Here is a 19,953-nt window from a genome sequence, read left to right as displayed (position 1 = left end):
GCTGGTCCTTTCCTTCCTTCTCGCCTACCGGGTTAGCTGACGGGTTCGGAGCAGGAAGGTCTCCTACGGACCCCCTCGCGGCTGCGCGGGCGTCCGATTCACCCCAGGGACTTCGATGGGTCCCCGGCTCCCCTGGCTCGCGCCGTACGGGGACTCGGCGATGGCTGTCCGGTGCCGCGGGCGCGGCGCAGTGCCTGACGGACAGCCCGGAAGACGCTAAACGGGGCATCTTTCAATCCCCAAACGGATCCTGCCTTTTGTAGTGCATCCCACAGGTCAGACAGGCAACCTCTCCCTCAATTCGGGCATAAAGGGGCCCTGGTGACTCTTCCGTCACCAGGGCCCCTACGCACGCGTGCCGTCTTGGGCGCCGCGTCTGTCCCCTACTCGGCCGCCACGACGCTGACTTCGCCGATGCCGAGGGCCTCGACGGGCTCCCGGATCTCGGCCGCGTCGCCGACCAGGATCGTCACCAGACGGTCGACCGGGAAGGCGCTCACGGCCGCCGCGGTGGCCTCGACGGTGCCGGTCGCGGCGAGCTGCTGGTACAGCGTCGCCTGGAAGTCGTCGGGCAGGTGCTGCTCGACCTGGTCGGCCAGCGTGCTCGCCACGGCCGCGGCCGTCTCGTACTTCAGCGGCGCCACCCCGACGAGGTTCTGCACGGCGAAGTCCCGCTCGGCGTCGGTGAGTCCCCCATCGGCGACACCGCGCAGGACCTTCCAGAGGTCGTCCAGGGCGGGACCGGTGTTCGGGGTGTCCACGGAGCCGCTGATGGCGAGCATCGCCGCACCCGAGCCGTCCGGGGCGGAGCGCAGGACCTGCCCGAACGCGCGGACACCGTAGGTGTAGCCCTTCTCCTCGCGCAGGACCTTGTCCAGGCGGGAGGTGAGGGTGCCGCCGAGGCAGTACGTGCCGAGCACCTGCGCGGGCCAGACACGGTCGTGCCGGTCGGGGCCCACACGGCCGATCAGCAGCTGCGTCTGGACGGCGCCGGGGCGGTCCACGATGACGACGCGCCCGGTGTCGTCCGCGGTCACCGGCGGGACCGGCCGGGGCTGGGCCGGGGAGCCGGTCCAGGCACCGAGGGTGTCGCCGAGGAGGGCGTCGAAGTCGACGCCGGTGAGGTCGCCGACGACCACGACGGTGGACGTCGCCGGGCGCACATGCCGCTCGTAGAAGGCACGTACACCGGCGGAGTCGATGCCGGCGACCGTGTCCTCGGTGCCCTGGCGAGGGCGGGACATGCGCGAGGTCGCCGGGAACAGCTGCCGGGACAGCTCCTTGGCGGCACGGCGCGAGGGGTTGGCCAGCTCGTGCGGGATCTCGTCGAGGCGGTTGCGCACCAGGCGCTCCACCTCGGCGTCCTCGAACCCGGGCGCCCTGAGCGCGTCGGCGAGCAGGCCGAGCGCCTTCGGGAGGCGGGAGACGGGCACCTCGAGGCTGACGCGGACGCCGGGGTGGTCGGCGTACGCGTCGAGCGTGGCGCCGCAGCGCTCCAGCTCGGCCGCGAACTCCTCGGCGGTGTGCTTGTCGGTGCCCTCCGAGAAGGCACGCGCCATGATCGTGGCGATGCCGTCCAGGCCCTTCGGCTCGGCCTCCAGGGGTGTGTCCAGGAGGACCTCGACGGCGACGACCCGCTGGCCGGGGCGGTGGCAGCGCAGGACCGTCAGGCCGTTGTCCAGCTTGCCGCGCTCCGGTGCCGGGAACGCCCAGGGCCGGGCCTGGCCGGCCTGGGGCTGCGGGTGGAACTCCATGCTGGCGAGCTCGGTCACTGCGCCGACTCCTCGTTCTCGTCGGTGGTCCCGGCGGGTGCGGCCCCGTCGGCGGCGGCTTCCAGGTCCTCGGCCTCGTCGGCGACCGGCTCGTACACCAGCACCGCGCGGTTGTCGGGACGCAGACGGGCCTGGGCGACCGCCTGGACCTCCTCGGCGGTGACGTCGAGGACGCGCTGCACGGCGGTGAAGGCGAGCTGCGGGTCGCCGAACAGGACGGCGTACCGGCACAGTTCGTCGGCGCGGCCCGCGACCGTGCCGAGCCGGTCCAGCCACTCGCGCTCCAGCTGGGCCTGCGCGCGCTCCATCTCCTCGGCGGTGGGGCCTTCCTGCGCGAAGCGGGCGAGCTCCTCGTCGACGGCCGCCTCGATGACGGGCACCTCGACGTCGCCGGACGTCTTCACGTCCAGCCAGCCCAAGGAGGGCGCCCCGGCCAGGCGCAGCAGTCCGAATCCGGCCGCCACGGCCGTACGGTCGCGGCGTACCAGCCGGTTGTAGAGGCGGGAGGACTCGCCGCCGCCGAGGACGGTCAGCGCCAGGTCGGCCGCGTCGCACTCGCGCGTGCCGTCGGTCGGGAGCCGGTAGGCGGCCATCATCGCGCGCGCGGGGACGTTCTCCTCGACGACCTCGCGCAGCTGCTCACCGATGGTGTCGGGCAGCGAGCCGTCGCGGGGCGCGGGCTTGCCGTCGTGGGACTTGATGGAGCCGAAGTACTTCTCCACCCAGGCGAGCGTCTGCGCCGGGTCGATGTCGCCGACGATCGACAGCACGGCGTTGTTGGGCGCGTAGTAGGTGCGGAAGAACGCGCGGGCGTCCTCCAGGCCGGCTGCGTCCAGGTCGGCCATCGAACCGATCGGCGTGTGGTGATAGGGGTGCCCGTCGGGGTACGACAGGGCGGTCAGCTTCTCGAACGCCGTGCCGTACGGGACGTTGTCGTAGCGCTGGCGGCGCTCGTTCTTGACGACATCGCGCTGGTTCTCCAGGCCCTCCTCGTCGAGCGCCACCAGGAGGCTGCCCATGCGGTCGGCCTCCAGCCACAGCGCGAGCTCCAGCTGGTGGGCGGGCATGGTCTCGAAGTAGTTGGTGCGCTCGAAGCTCGTGGTGCCGTTCGGCGAGCCGCCCGCGCCCTGGACGAGCTCGAAGTGGCCCGTGCCCTTCACGCTGCTCGAGCCCTGGAACATCAGGTGCTCGAAGAGGTGGGCGAGTCCGGTACGGCCCTTGACCTCGTGGCGGGAGCCGACGTCGTACCAGAGGCAGACCGCGGCGACCGGCGTGAGGTGATCCTCGGAGAGCACCACGCGCAGGCCGTTGGCCAGGCGGTGCTCCGTGGCGGTGAGGCCGCCGGATTGTGCCTCCGGTGTGGCCGTGTGACCCATGGGCAAGGTGTCCTTCCGGTCGCGTGCACTGCGTTGTGTCGAGCGGTTCGTGCTCAGTTCCTGCCACTGTATGCAGCGTCCGAAGGGTCGGCGAAGTTCCCGGTCAGAACGCCGTGCCGGTACGCGGGTGAGCGCGGGCCCGCGTCGACGCGCGGGACGGCCCTCAAGCACGGCTCGCCGTCCGCTCCCGCGACCGTGTCGAACGGGGCCGGCCCGGCACACGCCGGCCGCTCCCACCCGCCGTACGCGGGCCCGTACACCCCGCGACCTGGCACGGTGCCCGCCGATCACTCCGGCGAGTGAACGGTCTCGCGGCGCGCGCTTGCCTTCGACTCCGCCGGCCGCAAGCGCGCTCCCGGACAATGATGTTCGTGTCCCACCCCTCCCCTCCGTCGCGGGGGAGGCCCGGCGTCGGCGACACTTCTGCGATGCCGGGTCGGAGCCCAACATCGGGTCCTGGTCGGTGGTTGTCAGTGCCGCGGTCCACAATGGTCCGCGTCAGATCCGCAAACGCTCGAGCGACCAGAAACAGAGGAGCCGGCAGCGATGGCCCGCCGCAGCACGAAGAACCCGCCGCCCGAGGACTCGTACGAGGAGAAGATCCTCGACATCGACGTCGTCGACGAGATGCAGGGCTCCTTCCTCGAGTACGCGTACTCGGTCATCTACTCCCGCGCCCTGCCGGACGCCCGCGACGGTCTCAAGCCGGTGCACCGTCGCATCGTCTACCAGATGAACGAGATGGGCCTGCGCCCCGACCGCGGCTATGTGAAGTGCGCCCGCGTCATCGGCGAGGTCATGGGTAAGTTGCACCCGCACGGCGACGCGTCGATCTACGACGCCCTGGTGCGCATGGCCCAGCCCTTCTCGATGCGCGTCCCGCTGGTCGACGGCCACGGCAACTTCGGATCGCTGGGCAACGACGACCCGCCGGCGGCCATGCGGTACACCGAGTGCCGGCAGGCCGCTGCGACCAGCCTGATGACCGAGTCGATCGACGAGGACACGGTCAACTTCACGCCCAACTACGACGGCCAGGAGCGGGAGCCGGTGGCGCTGCCCGCCGCCTTCCCGAACCTCCTCGTCAACGGCGCGTCCGGCATCGCCGTCGGCATGGCCACGAACATGCCGCCGCACAACCTCTCCGAGGTCATCTCGGCCGCCCGCCACCTGATCCGCCACCCGAACGCGGATCTGGAAACGCTGATGAAGCACGTCCCGGGCCCCGACCTGCCCACCGGCGGCCGGATCGTCGGCCTGGCCGGGATTCGGGACGCGTACGAGACGGGCCGCGGCACCTTCAAGATCCGCGCCACGGTCGAGATCGAGACCGTGACCGCCCGCCGCAAGGGTCTCGTCGTCACCGAACTGCCCTTCACGGTCGGCCCGGAGAAGGTGATCGCCAAGATCAAGGACCTGGTCGGCTCGAAGAAGCTGCAGGGCATCGCCGACGTCAAGGACCTCACCGACCGTGAGCACGGGCTGCGCCTGGTCATCGAGATCAAGAACGGCTTCGTGCCGGAGGCGGTCCTGGAGCAGCTGTACAAGCTGACGCCGATGGAGGAGTCCTTCGGCATCAACAATGTCGCACTGGTCGACGGCCAGCCCCTCACCCTGGGCCTCAAGGAGCTGCTGGAGGTCTACCTCGACCACCGCTTCGAGGTCGTCCGGCGCCGCAGCGAGTTCCGCCGCAGCAAGCGGCGCGACCGCCTGCACCTGGTCGAGGGCCTGCTCACGGCGCTGCTGGACATCGACGAGGTCATCCGCCTGATCCGCTCCAGCGAGAACTCCGCGCAGGCGAAGGAACGCCTGATGGAGCACTTCTCGCTGAGCGAGGTCCAGACCCAGTACATCCTCGACACGCCGCTGCGCCGTCTCACCAAGTACGACCGCATCGAGCTGGAGGCGGAGAAGGAGCGGCTGAACGAGGAGATCGCCGAGCTGACGCGGATCCTCGACTCGGACGCGGAGCTGCGCAAGCTGGTCTCCGCCGAACTCGCCTCGGTCTCCAAGAAGTTCGGTACCGAGCGGCGTACGGTTCTGCTGGAGTCGGCGGGTTCGCCGGTCGCCACGGTGTCGCTCCAGGTGGCGGACGACCCGTGCCGGGTACTGCTGTCCTCGACGGGTCTGCTGGCCCGTACGGCGAACGGCGATCCGTTCGCGGAGGACGGCGAGGCGAAGCGCTCCAAGCACGACGTGATCCTCTCGGCGGTGCCGGCCACGGCCCGCGGCGAGGTGGGCGCGGTGACGTCCACGGGCCGTCTGCTGCGGATCAACGTCGTCGATCTGCCGCAGCTGCCGGAGACCGCGGCGCGGCCGAACCTCTCGGGCGGAGCCCCCCTGTCGGAGTTCGTCTCCCTGGAGGGCGACGAGACCCTGGTCTGTCTGACCACGCTCGACGAGTCCTCACCGGGCCTGGCGATCGGCACGGAACAGGGTGTCGTCAAGCGCGTGGTGCCCGACTACCCGACCAACAAGGACGAGTTGGAGGTCATCACCCTGAAGGAGGGCGACCGGATCGTCGGCGCGATCGAGCTGCGGACGGGTGAGGAGGACCTGGTCTTCATCACGGACGACGCACAGCTGCTGCGTTACCAGGCCTCGCAGGTCCGCCCGCAGGGCCGCGCCGCCGGCGGTATGGCGGGCATCAAGCTCACCGAGGGCGCGAAGGTGATCTCCTTCACGGCCGTGGACCCTGCGGTCGACGCGGTGGTGTTCACGGTCGCCGGCTCGCGCGGCACGCTGGACGACTCGGTCCAGACGACGGCCAAGCTGACCCCGTTCGACCAGTACCCCCGCAAGGGCCGCGCCACCGGTGGCGTGCGCTGCCAGCGGTTCCTGAAGGGCGAGGACTGCCTGGCCCTGGCCTGGGCGGGCGCCGTCCCGGCACGGGCCGCGCAGAAGAACGGCACCCCGGCCGACCTCCCGGAGATGGACCCGCGCCGCGACGGCTCGGGGGTGTCGCTGCCGAAGACGGTGTCGGTGGTGGCCGGCCCCGTCTAGGCCTCCTCGAAGGCCCCGTCCTCCGGGTCCTGTACGTAGCGCAGAACGCCCCACATGCCGTGCTCGTCGGCGTGTGGGGCGTCGCTCTTGCACGCCTCCAGGTCCTTGGCCAGGGCAGCGGAATCGATGCCGGAGCCGATGAGCACGAGCTGGGTGAGGCGGGCGTCGGCGGCCGGCCAGGGCTCCGGGTAGAAGCGGAGGAAGCGGCCGACGACGTGGACGGCGTAGCGGTTGTGGACGTCGTACGGGCCGAAGTCGACGTACCCCTTGATGCGGTAGAGCCCCTCCGGCCTGCTGTCCAGGAAGTCCATCAACCGACGTGGGTCGAGGGGAACTTCGGAGGTGAAGGGCAGGCTGTCGTAGCCGGTGTGCAGATGCCCGGGGTGGTCCCCGCCGTGCTCATGCAGGCCGTCGTGCGGGTGCAGGTCGTCGAAGGACAGCTGCCCGATGCGCTCCTCGCCGGGCCGGCAGTCGAAGAGGAACTCGGGGTCGATGCGGGCGTAGGTAGCGGGGGCCACGGCGGCGCCGCCGGTGAGATCGCGGACGAGCGCGAGCACCCGCTCCCCGTCCTGCGCACGGTCCAGCTTGTTGACGACAACGAGGTCGGCGAGGGCGAGATGCCGGTCGATCTCGGGGTGCTTGGCGCGCGTGTCCTCGAACTCGGCGGCATCGACGACCTCGACGAGTCCGCCGTACACGATGCCCGGATGCTCGCTGGCGAGCACCATGCGCACTAGTTCCTGGGGTTCGGCGAGCCCGCTGGCCTCGATGACGATGACGTCGATGCCGGTGGAGGGCCGGGCGAGCCGCTCCAGGTAGACGTCCAGCTCACTGGAGTCGACGGCACAGCACAGGCAGCCGTTCCCGAGGGAGACGGTGGAGTCGCCGAGCGCGCCGGCGACGGCCATGGCGTCGATCTCGATGGCCCCGAAGTCGTTGACGATGGCGCCGATGCGGGTGCCGCCGCTGCGGTGGAGGAGGTGGTTGAGCAGAGTCGTCTTGCCGGAACCGAGGAATCCGGCGAGAACGACGACCGGAATCTGCTGCGGACCGGGGCTCGGCTGACTCAACGTGCGACCTTTCTCACGCCGACGGGTGCACCGGCTCGCGGAGGCGGCGCGCGTACGAAGATTGAATGCCGACCCAGGATACGAGCCGGAAGAATCACTGCGAAGTGAACGATTGTTAGCAGCACTTGCCGGGCAGACGTTGGGCATGGCGCTGGAGCGTGCGACCCTCGCTTCCCTCCGTGCGCCGCCTCTCCGCCTCCCCGCCGATCAGAGCCGCTCGGCACTCTGGGAGACGGCAAGCGCCGCCCACGGCTCGCCGGTCCCCTCCAGTCGACCCGCACCCCGACGACCGGCGGACGGCCGTTTGATCGGGGGTAATTGACATGACCACACTGAAGTGTTCTGCAAGGAGGCTGGGTTCCACCACGCTCGCGCTCCTGGCCGCCACCGCAACGGTGACGCTGGCAGCGCGTCAGTGGCGGTGGGAGAAGGCGCGTCAGCACGAGCGGCAGCTGGAACTCGAGGAGCTGGCGATCCGGCGAACGGCTCTGGCCCATCAGCAGCGCATGCACTGGGAGTTGCTGGCAAGGGCGATCGATGATCCGTCCCTCGCCGCGGTGATCGACACCTACGACCAGAGCATCCCGGCGGAGAGGCGCCGTCAGTTCTTCTACGCCAATGCCTGGTACGTCCACCTCTACCACCTGTACCAGGCGGAACTGCTCGATCGGGAGGAGCTGTACACACGTTTGCGGGAGTTCTTCCAGAGTCCGGTCTTCCGCGAGTACTGGGAGGCATCGCGTCACATGCGCGCCAGCCTGGACGATTCATCGGTGGAAGCCCAGCTGGGGCGCATGGTGGACGGCCTCGTCCGGGACCTCGACGAATCCGACACGGACGAGTGGTGGGTGGTCGGCGACCCGCCGACCGACTGACCGAGTGATTTTCTTGCGGTCCAGCCACAAGGGGCTCTCAAACACCAGTAGCCTGCTCCCCACCCAGTACCCCCAACCCTTTTTTTCGTAAGGACCGGAACCTTTGAAGATCGTGCGCCGCATCGGTGTGCCTCCAAGCGCCCGTGGCAGTAGTTCAGGAGCTACCTGCCCGGACGTGTTCGAACTCAGCGACGGGAATTTCGCCGTCATCGGCACCGAGGCCACCGAGGCGCTTGACCCGGAACTGCCCGCCGATGCCGCCCGCGCCGACTACGAGCGCATCGTCATCGTCAGCCGGGAGACTCTCATCCGCGCCAAGGCCGACATCCCCGACGCCTGAGCCCACCGCACGAGCACGCGTCCACCCCAGACCCGTACCGTCACGCTCCCCGGCCGCACGCAACCGTTGGGCGAGCCGGGCCACCGACCCGGCGAGCAGCCGGCACCCCGTCACTGCTCGATCTCCACCGATGAGGCCTGGCGCCAGAACGGCTCCAGGCCACACGTGTGTCAGCCCCTCGAGCCGCCACCGCCACTCAAGTCAGGTTAGGCTCACCTCTGTGAGTACGTGCTCAACCGTCTCGCAGGACCTCGACGAGCCCATCGCGGGGACCGCGGCGACCGCGACGACCTGGCTGTTGCTTGAGCAGCCCGGCCCGTGGGGTGCCAAGGCGCTCACGCAGAGCCACCTGGATCCCGCCCTGGGCCGCGCCCTGGAGGCGGTCGCGCAGGGCACGGGCGTGCGCGTCGCGCTGATCCGCCGCCCCGGGCGGCACGCCGACTGCGGGATTCCGGCCGAGCGCCGGGTCTACGTGGCTCACACCACCCCCGGCAACATATGGCTGCACTCCGCCACCACCCGCGACCCCCGGCAACTGCTCGATCTGGACTTCGCCGCGCTCGGCAAGGGTGACCACCGGTCCTTCGGCTCGGCGCTCCAGGGGCGGCCCCACACCGGCGACCCGCTCGCGCTCGTCTGCACCAACGGCAAGCGGGACCGCTGCTGCGCACTCCTCGGCCGCCCGCTCGGGGCCGAGCTCGCCGCCTCCGGCGTGGACGGCGTCTGGGAGGTCACCCATCTGGGCGGACACCGGTTCTCACCGACGCTGCTCGTGCTGCCGTACGGCTACGCCTACGGCCGGGCGCAGGCCCACGCCGTCAAGGATGTCCTGCACAGCGTCCAGGAGGGCCGGATCGTCGTAGAGGGGTGCCGCGGGAACTCGGCCTGGGAGCGACCGGGCCAGGCGGCCGAGCTGGCCGTGCGCTCGGCTGCGGGCGAGTACACCGCCGAAGCCCTGAATGTCGTACGGACGGACGGCGCGGCCCCGCGGTGGGAGGTGACCGTCGCCCACGTGGACGGGCGCCACTGGCGGGTCGTCGTCGCGCAGGGGGCCTCCGTGCCACCGCGCCCCGAGAGCTGCGGTTCGGTGCTCGGCACGCCCGCGCGGATGGACGTCGTGGCGGTGCATGAGCTCAGGGTGACAACGGCACTCGCCGGCTGATCAGGCGCGTCGCCGCACCATCAGGTGGACCGGCTGCCCGACATTGATCAAGAGATCCACGCCACACCCCTCCAGGAGCGCCGACAGGCCCACGTACCGTCATGGGTATGAGCCGCACTCCCCCCGCACGTCGCCTGCGCCTCGCTCTGCCCCGGCGGATGTTCGCGCAGGTGCTGCTGATGCAGGTGGCGATCGCCGCGGGAGTCGCGGTGCTCGCGACGGGCCTGTTCCTCGCCCCGCTCAGCGACCAGCTGGACGACCAGGCGATGCGCCGCGCACTGTCGATCGCGCAGACCACCGCGGCGCAACCGCTCATCGCCGAGGATCTGGCGAGCACCCCCGCGACGACCGGCGGCCCGGTCCAGCGGGAGGCGGAGCGGATCCGCGAGGCCACCAAGGCCGAGTACGTCGTCGTGATGGACCGGCGCGGGGTGCGCTGGTCCCACCCCACCCCGGGCGAGGTCGGCAGGATCGTCTCGACGGACCCGGGCCAGGCCCTCGCCGGTCACGAGGTCATGCAGATCGACGACGGCACCCTGGGCCGCACCGCCCGAGGCAAGGTGCCGCTGCGCGACGACGAGGGCAGGATCATCGGGGCGGTCTCGGTCGGGATCGCCTACGACAGCGTGCGGGCGAGGCTGCTGCACGCGATCCCGGGGCTGCTCGCATACGCGGGCGGCGCCCTGGCGGTCGGCGCGCTGGCCGCCTGGCTCATCTCCCGCCGGGTCCAGCGGCAGACCCGGGACCTGGCCTTCTCCGACATCTCGGCGCTGCTCGCGGAGCGCGAGGCGATGCTGCACGGCATCCGGGAGGGCGTCGTCGCGCTGGACCGCACCGGCCGCATCCGGCTGCTCAACGACGAGGCACGGCGTCTGCTCGGCATCGGTGACGAGGCCGTCGGCCGGTCCCTCGACGAGGCGCTGGGCGAGGGCCGTACGACCGACGTGCTGGCCGGCCGGGTGACGGGCACCGATCTGCTCACGGTCCGTGGTCAGCGTGTCCTGGTCGCCAACCGCATGCCCACCGACGACGGCGGTGCCGTCGCCACCCTGCGCGACCGCACCGAGCTGGAGCAGCTCGGCAGGGAGCTCGACTCCACGCGCGGTCTGATCGACGCGCTGCGCGCTCAGGACCACGAGCACGCCAACCGGATGCACACGCTCCTCGGGCTGCTCGAACTGGAGATGTACGACGACGCCGTGGAGTTCGTCGGGGAGGTGGTCGGCGATCACCGGGACACCGCCGAGCAGGTCGCCGAGAAGATCCAGGACCCGCTGCTCGCCGCCCTGTTGGTCGGCAAGGCGACCGTGGCGGCCGAGCGGGGCGTCGCGCTGAGTCTGTCGGACCGCACCGGGCTCCCGGACCGGCTGATCGACCCCAGGGGGCTCGTCACGATCGTCGGCAACCTCGTGGACAACGCGCTGGACGCCGCCGCGGGTACCGCGCACGCGCGCGTGGAGGTCGAATTGCGTGCCGAGGGGCGGTCCGCGACCCTCCGGGTGCGCGACACGGGGCCGGGAATCCCCGAGGAGCACCGCGAGTTGATCTTCACCGAGGGATGGTCCACCAAGAAGCCACCGGCTCACCGCGAGCGTGGCATCGGGCTCTCCCTGGTGCGTAGGTTCGCCGAACGGCAGGGTGGCAGCGCGACGGTGGGCGAGGCGGCCGGCGGCGGTGCGGAGTTCACCGTCGTCCTGCCCGAGGCCCTGGCCGAGCCGGACCTGGAGCCTGCTCTCGCCATGCCGTCAGATGCGCAGACCGTCGCCGAGGAGGAGTCGCGATGATCGAGGTCCTGGTCGTGGACGACGACACGCGCGTGGCGCGCGTCAATGCCGCCTACGTCGAGAAGGTGCCGGGATTCCACGTCGCCGGCGAGGCGCACAGTGCGGCCGAGGCGCTTCGTCAGGTGGAGGAGCTGCCCCGCGTGGACCTGGTTCTCATGGATCACTATCTCCCCGACGAGACGGGCCTCGCGGTCGTCCAGGAGATGCGTCGGCGCGGCCACCAGGCAGACGTGATCATGGTGACGGCGGCGCGGGACGTGTCGACCGTGCAGGCGGCGATGCGACACGGGGCGCTGCAGTATCTGGTCAAGCCGTTCGCCTTCGCGGGCCTGCGCGCCAAGCTGGAGGCGTACGGCGAACTGCGCCGCACCCTGGACGGCGGCGGCGAGGCGGAGCAGGCCGAGGTGGACCGCATCTTCGGCGCCCTGTCGGCGTCTTCGGAGCCCGACCTGCCCAAGGGCCACTCCCCCACCACCGCGGAACTCGTACGCCGCGCCCTGATGAACGCCGAAGGCCCGCTGTCGGCCCAGGAGATCGCCGAGCGGACCGGGGTGAGCCGTCAGACCGCCCAGCGCTATCTCAAGCTCCTGGAACGCACGGGGCGGGCGCGTCTCACCCTCAAGTACGGTGACGCGGGTCGCCCGGAACACCGTTACGTGTGGGCGACCCGCGCCTGAGGCACGGCCCGTGGGGGCGGGGGAAGGAACCGTGCCCGTCCTACATACGGATGCGGGCCGCACTACGTATCAGCCGACCGCTCGGCGCATTGCCATGACGGTGCGGGTGCCCCCGACGGCTCCGAAGGCCGCGCCTATACGGCCCCCGCCCCCGTCAGCGACCGCACCTCGACCTCGGCGTGCTTGGCCTCGTCGGGAACCTCGGGCGAGATGAGCGTGCCGAGCCAGCCCGCGACGAAGCCCAGCGGGATGGAGACGAGGCCCGGGTTCTGCAGGGGGAAGTACTGGAAGTCGACGCCGGGGAACAGCGATTCCGGGCTGCCCGACACCACCGGCGACAGCACCACCAGCACCACGGCCGGGATCAGGCCCCCGTACACGGCCCATACGGCGCCCCGTGTGGTGAAGTCCCGCCAGAACAGCGAGTAGAGCAGCACCGGCAGATTGGCGGACGCGGCGACGGCGAAGGCGAGTCCCACGAGGAAGGCGACGTTGAGGTCGCGGGCCAGCAGTCCAAGGGCGATAGCGACCACGCCGATGCCGACCGCCGCGACCCGCGCCACGGCGACTTCGCTGCGGGGCTCGGCGCGCCGCCGCCGTAGCGAGGCGTACAGGTCGTGGGCCACGGAGGCGGAGGAGGCGAGCGTGATTCCGGCGACCACCGCGAGGATCGTGGCGAACGCGATGGCGGCCACGACGGCAAAGAGAACCGTTCCTCCCGTGGAGTCCGCGCCGCCTCCGAGATCGAGGGCGAGCAGCGGAACTGCCGTGTTCCCGGCCGCATTCGACCCGCGTACGGCCTCGGGCCCGACGATCGCGGCCGCGCCGAAGCCCAGCACGATCGTCATCAGGTAGAAGCCGCCGATGAGTCCGATCGCCCACACCACCGACCGCCGCGCCGCGCGAGCGGTGGGCACGGTGTAGAAGCGGGACAGGATGTGCGGCAGCCCCGCCGTGCCCAGCACCAGCGCGAGGCCGAGGCTGATGAAGTCGAACCGGGCCGTCCAGTCACCGCCGTACTTCAGCCCGGGCGCCAGGAACGCCGCGCCGTGACCACTGCGTTCGGCCGCCGTGAGCAGCAGCCGGTCGAAGTCGCCGTGGAAGCGCAGCAGGACGAGCACGGTCAACGCGACGGTGCCGCCGAGCAGCAGGACCGACTTGACGATCTGGATCCAGGTGGTGGCCCGCATCCCTCCCAACGACACATAGATCACCATGAGCGCACCGACGCCGATGACGGTCCAGGCCTGCGCCGCCTCGCCCTTGCCCCCGAGCAGCAGCGCGACCAGGGTGCCCGCGCCCACCATCTGCGCCACCAGATACAGAACGGACACGGTGACCGAGGAAGTTCCCAGGGCGATCCGCACGGGGCGCTCCCTCATCCGCGCGGCGACCACGTCGGCGAGCGTGAACCGCCCGCAGTTGCGCACGAGTTCGGCGACGAGGAACAGCACCACCAGCCAGGCCACGAGGAAGCCCACCGAGTACAGCATCCCGTCGTAGCCGAAGAGGGCGATGAGTCCGGAGATGCCGAGGAAGGACGCGGCCGACATGTAGTCACCGGCGATGGCAAAACCATTCTCCATGGGAGTGAAGAGCCGCCCGCCCGCGTAGAACTCCTCCGCGGAACCACGCCGGTTACGGCTCACCCAGGTCGTGATCGCCAACGTGATCGCGACGAACACGCTGAACAGCAGCAGCGACAGCGACTGATGGTCGACCGTCACACGGCACCCCCCTTCGCGACACGCGTCAACTCCTGGGTGTCCCAGCGCAGTTCGAGTGCCGCCCGGTCCCGGCGCAGCCGCGCGTGACGGGCGTAGGCCCAGGTGAGCAGGAAGGTGGTGAGGAATTGCCCGAGCCCCGCCAGCATCGCCACGTTCACGGCACCCGTCACGGGCCGGGCCATCAGCTCCGGCGCGGTCGTGGCGGCCACGATGTACGCCACGTACCACGAGAGGAAGATCACAACAGCCGGCACCACAAACCGCCGGTACCGGCTGCGCACCTCCTGGAAGGCCGCGCTCCGCTGCACCTCGAGGTACACATCGGCCGCACCCGACGGAACTTCGGCCGGGGCGTCCTCGGCGCCCGACTCCCCCCATCCGGAGGCAAGTGCGTCGTACCAGGGGTCGTGGCTTGAGTGCATGCCCAAGCATGGACAGAACGGAAAGATCCCCGGATCGCGTTCTCCGGGGGCTTCACCCCATCAGGTGATACGTCCGCCTATAGGCCTGCACTCGCCAAGGGCGAGAAGCCCCCGCAGGGGCCACCCGCACCCGACGGCGGTGCCGCACGGCGGTGCGGGTGGGATCCCAATCCGGCCGAAGGCGAGGCCGAGGCCGACCCCGGCCCAAGCCGGCGCAGCGACTAGGCGTCGATACGCGATCGATCCAGCGTGGCCGCCGAGTTGGAGATGAACTCCTTGCGCGGCGCCACGTCGTTCCCCATCAGCAGATCGAAGACCCGCTCGGCGGCCTCCAGGTCGGTGAGGCTGATCCGGCGCAGGGTCCGGTGACGCGGGTCCATCGTCGTCTCGGCCAGCTGGTCGGCGTCCATCTCGCCGAGACCCTTGTACCGCTGGATGGAGTCCTTGTAGCGAACGCCCTTGCTCTGGAACTCCATGAGCTTGTCGCGCAGTTCGCGGTCCGAGTACGTGTACACGTACTTGTCCTGCCCCTTCTTGGGCTGGACGATCTCGATCCGGTGCAGCGGCGGCACGGCCGCGAACACCCGGCCCGCCTCGATCATCGGCCGCATGTAGCGCTGGAACAGCGTCAGCAGCAGCGTCCGGATGTGGGAGCCGTCGACGTCGGCGTCGGTCATCATGATGATCTTGCCGTAGCGGGCGGCGTCGATGTCGAAGGTCCGGCCCGACCCTGCTCCTATGACCTGGATGATCGCGCCGCACTCGGCGTTCTTGAGCATGTCGGTGACGGACGACTTCTGGACGTTGAGGATCTTGCCCCGGATCGGCAGCAGTGCCTGGAACTCGGAGTTCCGGGCGAGCTTGGCGGTGCCGAGCGCGGAGTCTCCCTCGACGATGAACAGCTCGCTGCGGTCGACGTCGTCGCTGCGGCAGTCGGCGAGCTTGGCCGGCAGGGACGAGGACTCCAGGGCCGTCTTACGGCGCTGCGCGTCCTTGTGCTGGCGGGCCGCGATGCGCGTCCGGGCGGCGGCGACGGCCTTCTCCATGACAACCCTGGCCTGGGCCGCGGCGTCCCGCTTCGTGGACGTCAGGAACGCCTTGAGCTCCTTGGAGATCACCGTGTTCACGATGCGCCGGGCCGCCGAGGTACCGAGGACCTCCTTGGTCTGGCCCTCGAACTGCGGCTCCGCGAGGCGGACCGTGACGACCGCGGTGAGGCCCTCCAGGGCGTCGTCCTTGACGATGTCGTCCTCGGCGACGCGCAGCATCTTCTTGGTGCGCAGCACCTCGTTCATGGTGCCGGTCACGGCCGTCTCGAAGCCCGCGACGTGGGTGCCGCCCTTGGGGGTGGCGATGATGTTCACGAACGACTTCAGGGTCGTGTCGTAGCCCGTGCCCCACCGCATCGCGACGTCGACGTCGAGCTCACGGGTGACCTGGGTGGGGGTCATCTGGCCGTGCTCGTCCAGGACCGGGACGGTCTCCTTGAAGGTGCCCTGGCCCGAGAAGCGGAGGACGTCACACACCGGCTTGTCGGTGGCCAGGTACTCGCAGAACTCGCTGATGCCGCCGTCGAAGCGGAAGGACTCCTCGCCCTTGCTGCCGCCGTCGCCGAGGCCGAACTCGTCGCGGACGACGATGGTCAGGCCGGGCACCAGGAACGCGGTCTGGCGGGCGCGCTGGTGCAGCGTCTCCAGGGACAGCTTGGCGTCCTTGAGGAAGATCTGGCGGTCGGCCCAGTACCGCACGCGCGTGCCGGTGCGGGTCTTGGGGATCTTCTTGGTCTTGCGCAGGCCGCCGGTCTCGAACTTGGCATTCGGGCCGTCGGCGGCGAAGGCTCCGGGGACACCGCGGCGGAAGCTGATCGCGTGCGTGTGGCCGTTCCGGTCCACCTCGACGTCCAGTCGCGCGGACAGGGCGTTCACCACGGAGGCACCCACGCCGTGCAGACCGCCGGAGGCGGCATAGGAACCGCCGCCGAACTTGCCGCCGGCGTGCAGCTTGGTCATCACGACCTCGACGCCGGACAGGCCGGTCTTGGGCTCGACGTCGACGGGGATGCCCCGGCCGTTGTCCCGGACCTCCACGGAGCCGTCGTCGTGGAGGATCACGTCGATGTGGTCGCAGTAGCCACCGAGAGCCTCGTCGACGGAGTTGTCGATGATCTCCCAGAGGCAATGCATGAGACCACGGCTATCGGTCGACCCGATGTACATGCCCGGGCGCTTGCGCACGGCCTCGAGGCCCTCGAGGACGAGCAGGTGCCGCGCGGTGTAGTTGGAACCGTCCAGGTCTGCTCCTGCCAGCAGCGCTGTGGACGGCACGGACGTCTCGGCGGTCACGCGGTTCGCTCCTCGCTGAATTTCAGATGAGGCCCTTGTGGGTAAGGGCGCGGCTTCGGTCGCCGTCAAGAGGGTACCGAGGCCTGGTAGAGCCGTTGTAACGCCACCCTCGTGCGAAACCCAGACTAGACCAGAGTCGCATGCGTGTTCGATCCCTCGTTGGAGTGAAGCACATATCACGTTCCCTTCCAGGCATGAACCATTTAGGCTCCGGGCACGTCCTCATGAACAACCGGCAACCCAGCCGGGGGGACCCGACCTTGACCGACAGCGCGAAACCGTAAGCAAGACAGAGACGCACTACGGCACATTCGCCGCCAAACCGGCAGCAGCCAGCCGCCCCGGAAAAAAATTTCTCTCTGGGAGAAGCCGCGAGCGGGAACGTTTTGGGGCTGGTTGGATGTTGACCCTGGTACGACAGCTCGTCGAGCTAGAGAAGAGGCGACGTGACTACTGTTCTGACCCCCGCGAGCCCGCTGACGGCCGCTGACCGCTGCGACCGTTGCGGCGCCCAGGCGTACGTGCGTGTCGTCCTGCTGAGCGGCGGTGAACTGCTCTTCTGCGCCCACCACGGCCGCAAGTTCGAGCCGGAACTCAAGAAGATCGCCGCTGAGATACAGGACGAGACGGAGCGGCTGACGGCCGTTCCCGCATCGGCGTCCGAAGAAGAGCGCTGAACCTCGCATTAACGACGAGCCAGCTCCGGCACAGGCCGGTTGACGGGCGACCGCCCCTGAGAGCAGGGGCGGTCGCCCGCGCTCATGCCCCGCGGGCCTTCAGGCCCCGTCAGCCGTGGGCATGCTCTCGTCCCGCGGACCGCCACCCCAGGGTCCGTGCGACCTCGGACACCCGCGTGTAGACGCCGGGACTGCCCGCGCGACCGCAGCCGGTGCCCCAGGACACGAGACCGATCAGCCTCCCCTGGGCGACCAGGGGCCCACCGCTGTCCCCCTGACAGGCGTCCCGGCCCCCTTCCCGCTCCCCGGCGCAGACCATGCTGCCGGCCTGGTATCTGCCGTCACCACCGCCCGGATACGCCTGCTGGCACAGGGTGTCGGGCAGTACGTGCACGCGTGCCGCCCGCAGGCTGCGCGGGTAGTCACCGGCCCCCGTGACGTCTCCCCACCCGTAGACCAGGGCCGGGGTCCCCGGCGCATAGGCAGGATCGCCGGTGCGGGCCATCCTGATGACCGAGCTCGCGGGAAGCGGCTGGGCGAGGGAGAGCACGGCGAAGTCGCCCGCGTTGCTGACATCGTCGTAGGCCGGGTTCACCCAGCTGTCGCGGACCCTGATTTCCTGGCCCCGGCCGGACGTGAGGTCCGTACGGCCCGTGATGACGGTGAAGTCGCGTACTTGGTGGGCTGGTGCCCCCATGACCTCCTCGCTGAGGCAGTGGGCCGCGGTGAGCACGGTGGTCCGGCCGACCGCCACGCCGACACAGAACTGACCCGCCCGCGTACCCCCGAACCGGTCACGGCTGGACAGCGCCACGGTCCACGGACTGCCCGACACATCGACCGGGAAGCCGCCGACGACGACACTGTCGGCAGCCGCGGGGGCGGCGGACGCCAACGGTATGGCAGCCGCCACGGCCGCCAGGACCAGCGGCCGGGCGAGGGCCCGGATAAAGGGACGTCGCATGCACGCTCCTCACTCTGGAGTGGTCGTGGGACACCCAGAGTGATTCAGCCCGCCCGACCCCGCACCCGCGCGACGGTCCGAAGGCTGCCCCTGACAGCACGAAGGCCCGGTCCCCACTCGGGGGCCGGGCCTTGTGTGTCGTACGGGTGCGACCTAGTCGAGGTAGTCGCGCAGCACCTGGGACCGCGACGGGTGGCGCAGCTTCGACATGGTCTTGGACTCGATCTGGCGGATCCGCTCGCGCGTGACGCCGTAGACCTTGCCGATCTCGTCGAGGGTCTTCGGCTGACCGTCGGTGAGACCGAAGCGCATGGAGACGACGCCCGCCTCGCGCTCGGACAGGGTGTCGAGAACCGAGTGCAGTTGCTCCTGCAGAAGCGTGAAGCTGACCGCGTCGGCCGGAACGACGGCCTCGGAGTCCTCGATGAGGTCACCGAACTCGCTGTCGCCGTCCTCGCCCAGCGGGGTGTGCAGGGAGATGGGCTCGCGGCCGTACTTCTGGACCTCGATGACCTTCTCGGGGGTCATGTCGAGTTCCTTGGCCAGCTCCTCCGGGGTGGGCTCGCGGCCCAGGTCCTGGAGCATCTGGCGCTGCACGCGCGCGAGCTTGTTGATGACCTCGACCATGTGCACCGGGATACGGATGGTGCGGGCCTGGTCGGCCATGGCGCGGGTGATCGCCTGACGGATCCACCAGGTGGCGTACGTGGAGAACTTGTAGCCCTTGGTGTAGTCGAACTTCTCGACCGCGCGGATCAGACCGAGGTTGCCCTCCTGGATGAGGTCCAGGAAGAGCATGCCGCGGCCGGTGTAGCGCTTGGCCAGGGAGACCACCAGACGGAGGTTGGCCTCCAGGAGGTGGTTCTTGGCGCGGCGGCCGTCCTCGGCGATGATCTCCAGCTCGCGCTTGAGCTTCGGAGCGAGCTTGTCGGCGTTGGCCAGCTTGTCCTCGGCGAACAGACCGGCCTCGATGCGCTTGGCGAGCTCGACCTCCTGCTCGGCGTTGAGCAGCGGGACCTTGCCGATCTGCTTGAGGTAGTCCTTGACCGGGTCGGCGGTGGCACCGGCGGCCGCGACCTGCTGCGCGGGCGCGTCGTCCTCGTCCTCGTCGGACAGCACGAAGCCGGCGCTCTCGGCGCCCTCGGGCTCGTCGCCCTTGGGGGCGTCCTCGAGGGCTTCTTCCTCGACGAGCTCGGCGTCGTCCTTCTTGCCTGCGGTGGTCTTCTTGGCCGCCGTCTTCTTGGCGACGGTCTTCTTCGCGGCCGCCTTCTTGGCGGTCGTCTTCTTTGCAGCCGCCTTCTTGGCGGGGGCGTCGTCCTCTACGGCGGGCTCGGCGGCGGACGCCTCGGGCGTGGCGGTGGCGGTGGCCTTCTTGGCGGTCGCCGTCTTGGCTGCGACCGTCTTCGTTGCGGTGCGCTTGACCGGACTCTTCGCTGCGACGCTCTTACGGGTGCGCTTGGGCTCCGCGGCACTGACCATCAGCGTCACACCCTCTTCCTCGAGGATCTGGTTGAGGCTGCGCAGTACGTTCTTCCACTGAGTGGCCGGAATCTGGTCAGCTTCGAAGGCCCGACGCACATCGTCGCCGGCGATCTGCCCCTCAGCCTTTCCCCGCTCGATAAGAGCCATGACAGAGACGGACTCGGCGATCTCCGGCGGGAGCGTACGGGATGTGCTGGCCGACACGAACAACCTCTCGGAACGTTGGAAAACGGCTTCCGGCCCCGTCCACTGCGGACAGGAGCCGACCACCGGCCTGGGG

15 protein-coding genes and 1 riboswitch are annotated in these 19,953 nt (G+C 70.0%); of the genes, 7 read left to right on the top strand and 8 right to left on the bottom strand.

What is annotated here, in order from left to right; genetic code table 11:
- Nucleotides 1-7 precede the first annotated feature (7 nt).
- Nucleotides 8-170: riboswitch (cyclic di-AMP (ydaO/yuaA leader) on the bottom strand.
- Nucleotides 171-383: 213 nt separating this feature from the next.
- A complete protein-coding gene (locus ACZ7M7_RS22050) occupies nucleotides 384-1,772 on the bottom strand; it encodes a M16 family metallopeptidase (RefSeq protein ID WP_472119442.1) in 1,389 nt (462 codons plus the stop codon).
- Nucleotides 1,769-3,148 carry a M16 family metallopeptidase gene (locus ACZ7M7_RS22045; RefSeq protein ID WP_383604710.1) on the bottom strand — a complete coding sequence of 460 codons (1,380 nt, stop codon included), beginning with the start codon at nucleotides 3,146-3,148 and terminating at the stop codon, nucleotides 1,769-1,771. Before ACZ7M7_RS22045 ends, ACZ7M7_RS22050 begins: the two co-directional genes overlap by 4 nt.
- A gap of 546 nt (nucleotides 3,149-3,694) precedes the next feature.
- Between ACZ7M7_RS22045 and ACZ7M7_RS22040 the strand changes: the two genes are divergently transcribed.
- On the top strand, nucleotides 3,695-6,151 hold the full coding sequence (locus ACZ7M7_RS22040; RefSeq protein WP_383604712.1) for a DNA gyrase/topoisomerase IV subunit A: 2,457 nt from the start codon (nucleotides 3,695-3,697) through the stop codon (nucleotides 6,149-6,151).
- On the opposite strand, the gene ACZ7M7_RS22035 is transcribed toward ACZ7M7_RS22040, so the two are convergent.
- Complete coding sequence (locus ACZ7M7_RS22035; protein ID WP_472119438.1) at nucleotides 6,148-7,221, bottom strand: CobW family GTP-binding protein; 1,074 nt, start codon at nucleotides 7,219-7,221, stop codon at nucleotides 6,148-6,150. The genes ACZ7M7_RS22040 and ACZ7M7_RS22035 overlap by 4 nt on opposite strands.
- 323 nt (nucleotides 7,222-7,544) lie before the next feature.
- On the opposite strand from ACZ7M7_RS22035, the gene ACZ7M7_RS22030 reads away from it, so the two are divergent.
- The 5 genes from ACZ7M7_RS22030 to ACZ7M7_RS22010 all read left to right on the top strand — a co-directional run bounded on the left by ACZ7M7_RS22030 (nucleotide 7,545) and on the right by ACZ7M7_RS22010 (nucleotide 12,059).
- Nucleotides 7,545-8,096, top strand: a complete 552-nt coding sequence (locus tag ACZ7M7_RS22030; RefSeq protein ID WP_472119435.1) for a DUF6082 family protein — start codon at nucleotides 7,545-7,547, stop codon at nucleotides 8,094-8,096.
- A 103-nt stretch (nucleotides 8,097-8,199) separates the two neighbouring features.
- Nucleotides 8,200-8,436 carry a hypothetical protein gene (locus tag ACZ7M7_RS22025; protein ID WP_128430880.1) on the top strand — a complete coding sequence of 79 codons (237 nt, stop codon included), beginning with the start codon at nucleotides 8,200-8,202 and terminating at the stop codon, nucleotides 8,434-8,436.
- Nucleotides 8,437-8,656: 220 nt separating this feature from the next.
- Nucleotides 8,657-9,598: a sucrase ferredoxin gene (locus ACZ7M7_RS22020; protein WP_472119432.1), complete on the top strand. Its 942-nt coding sequence runs from the start codon at nucleotides 8,657-8,659 to the stop codon at nucleotides 9,596-9,598.
- Between the two features lie 107 nt (nucleotides 9,599-9,705).
- Complete coding sequence (locus tag ACZ7M7_RS22015; RefSeq protein ID WP_472119430.1) at nucleotides 9,706-11,382, top strand: ATP-binding protein; 1,677 nt, start codon at nucleotides 9,706-9,708, stop codon at nucleotides 11,380-11,382.
- On the top strand, nucleotides 11,379-12,059 hold the full coding sequence (locus tag ACZ7M7_RS22010) for a response regulator (RefSeq protein WP_328422538.1): 681 nt from the start codon (nucleotides 11,379-11,381) through the stop codon (nucleotides 12,057-12,059). The genes ACZ7M7_RS22015 and ACZ7M7_RS22010 overlap by 4 nt, the downstream gene beginning before the upstream one ends.
- Before the next feature lie 134 nt (nucleotides 12,060-12,193).
- Here the strand turns inward: ACZ7M7_RS22010 and ACZ7M7_RS22005 are convergent, their stop codons facing one another.
- The 3 genes from ACZ7M7_RS22005 to ACZ7M7_RS21995 all read right to left on the bottom strand — a co-directional run bounded on the left by ACZ7M7_RS22005 (nucleotide 12,194) and on the right by ACZ7M7_RS21995 (nucleotide 16,550).
- Nucleotides 12,194-13,786, bottom strand: coding sequence for a solute symporter family protein (locus ACZ7M7_RS22005; RefSeq protein ID WP_472119427.1), 1,593 nt, complete (start codon nucleotides 13,784-13,786; stop codon nucleotides 12,194-12,196).
- On the bottom strand, nucleotides 13,783-14,208 hold the full coding sequence (locus tag ACZ7M7_RS22000) for a DUF485 domain-containing protein (protein WP_383604733.1): 426 nt from the start codon (nucleotides 14,206-14,208) through the stop codon (nucleotides 13,783-13,785). The genes ACZ7M7_RS22005 and ACZ7M7_RS22000 overlap by 4 nt, the downstream gene beginning before the upstream one ends.
- Before the next feature lie 221 nt (nucleotides 14,209-14,429).
- Nucleotides 14,430-16,550, bottom strand: coding sequence for a DNA gyrase/topoisomerase IV subunit B (locus tag ACZ7M7_RS21995; RefSeq protein ID WP_472119424.1), 2,121 nt, complete (start codon nucleotides 16,548-16,550; stop codon nucleotides 14,430-14,432).
- Between the two features lie 446 nt (nucleotides 16,551-16,996).
- Here ACZ7M7_RS21995 and ACZ7M7_RS21990 point away from each other — a divergent pair, with 446 nt between their 5' ends.
- A complete protein-coding gene (locus ACZ7M7_RS21990) occupies nucleotides 16,997-17,227 on the top strand; it encodes a DUF7455 domain-containing protein (RefSeq protein ID WP_053848812.1) in 231 nt (76 codons plus the stop codon).
- 109 nt (nucleotides 17,228-17,336) lie between these two features.
- Here the strand turns inward: ACZ7M7_RS21990 and ACZ7M7_RS21985 are convergent, their stop codons facing one another.
- Together ACZ7M7_RS21985 and ACZ7M7_RS21980 are read right to left on the bottom strand one after the other, a co-directional pair.
- Entirely contained in the window at nucleotides 17,337-18,191 is an 855-nt protein-coding gene (locus ACZ7M7_RS21985; RefSeq protein WP_383604738.1) for a S1 family serine peptidase, read from the bottom strand.
- A gap of 153 nt (nucleotides 18,192-18,344) precedes the next feature.
- The gene (locus tag ACZ7M7_RS21980; protein WP_383604741.1) at nucleotides 18,345-19,877 is read right to left on the bottom strand and encodes an RNA polymerase sigma factor; all 1,533 of its coding nucleotides are present in this window, start codon (nucleotides 19,875-19,877) and stop codon (nucleotides 18,345-18,347) included.
- Between the last annotated feature and the right edge of the window lie 76 nt (nucleotides 19,878-19,953).

This window comes from Streptomyces sp. NPDC111606 (genome assembly GCF_055656945.1).
Note: the sequence above shows the minus strand (reverse complement) of the source record. Positions and strands in the feature narration are given on the sequence as shown.

Excerpts from the sequence above, each read along its gene's own strand:
- ACZ7M7_RS22010 (WP_328422538.1), top strand. The coding sequence starts at position 11,379 with ATGATCGAGGTCCTGGTCGTGGACGACGACACGCGCGTGGCGCGCGTC.
- ACZ7M7_RS21985 (WP_383604738.1), bottom strand. The coding sequence starts at position 18,191 with ATGCGACGTCCCTTTATCCGGGCCCTCGCCCGGCCGCTGGTCCTGGCG.
- ACZ7M7_RS22000 (WP_383604733.1), bottom strand. The coding sequence starts at position 14,208 with ATGCACTCAAGCCACGACCCCTGGTACGACGCACTTGCCTCCGGATGG.
- ACZ7M7_RS22040 (WP_383604712.1), top strand. The coding sequence starts at position 3,695 with ATGGCCCGCCGCAGCACGAAGAACCCGCCGCCCGAGGACTCGTACGAG.
- ACZ7M7_RS22015 (WP_472119430.1), top strand. The coding sequence starts at position 9,706 with ATGAGCCGCACTCCCCCCGCACGTCGCCTGCGCCTCGCTCTGCCCCGG.
- ACZ7M7_RS22030 (WP_472119435.1), top strand. The coding sequence starts at position 7,545 with ATGACCACACTGAAGTGTTCTGCAAGGAGGCTGGGTTCCACCACGCTC.
- ACZ7M7_RS22045 (WP_383604710.1), bottom strand. The coding sequence starts at position 3,148 with ATGGGTCACACGGCCACACCGGAGGCACAATCCGGCGGCCTCACCGCC.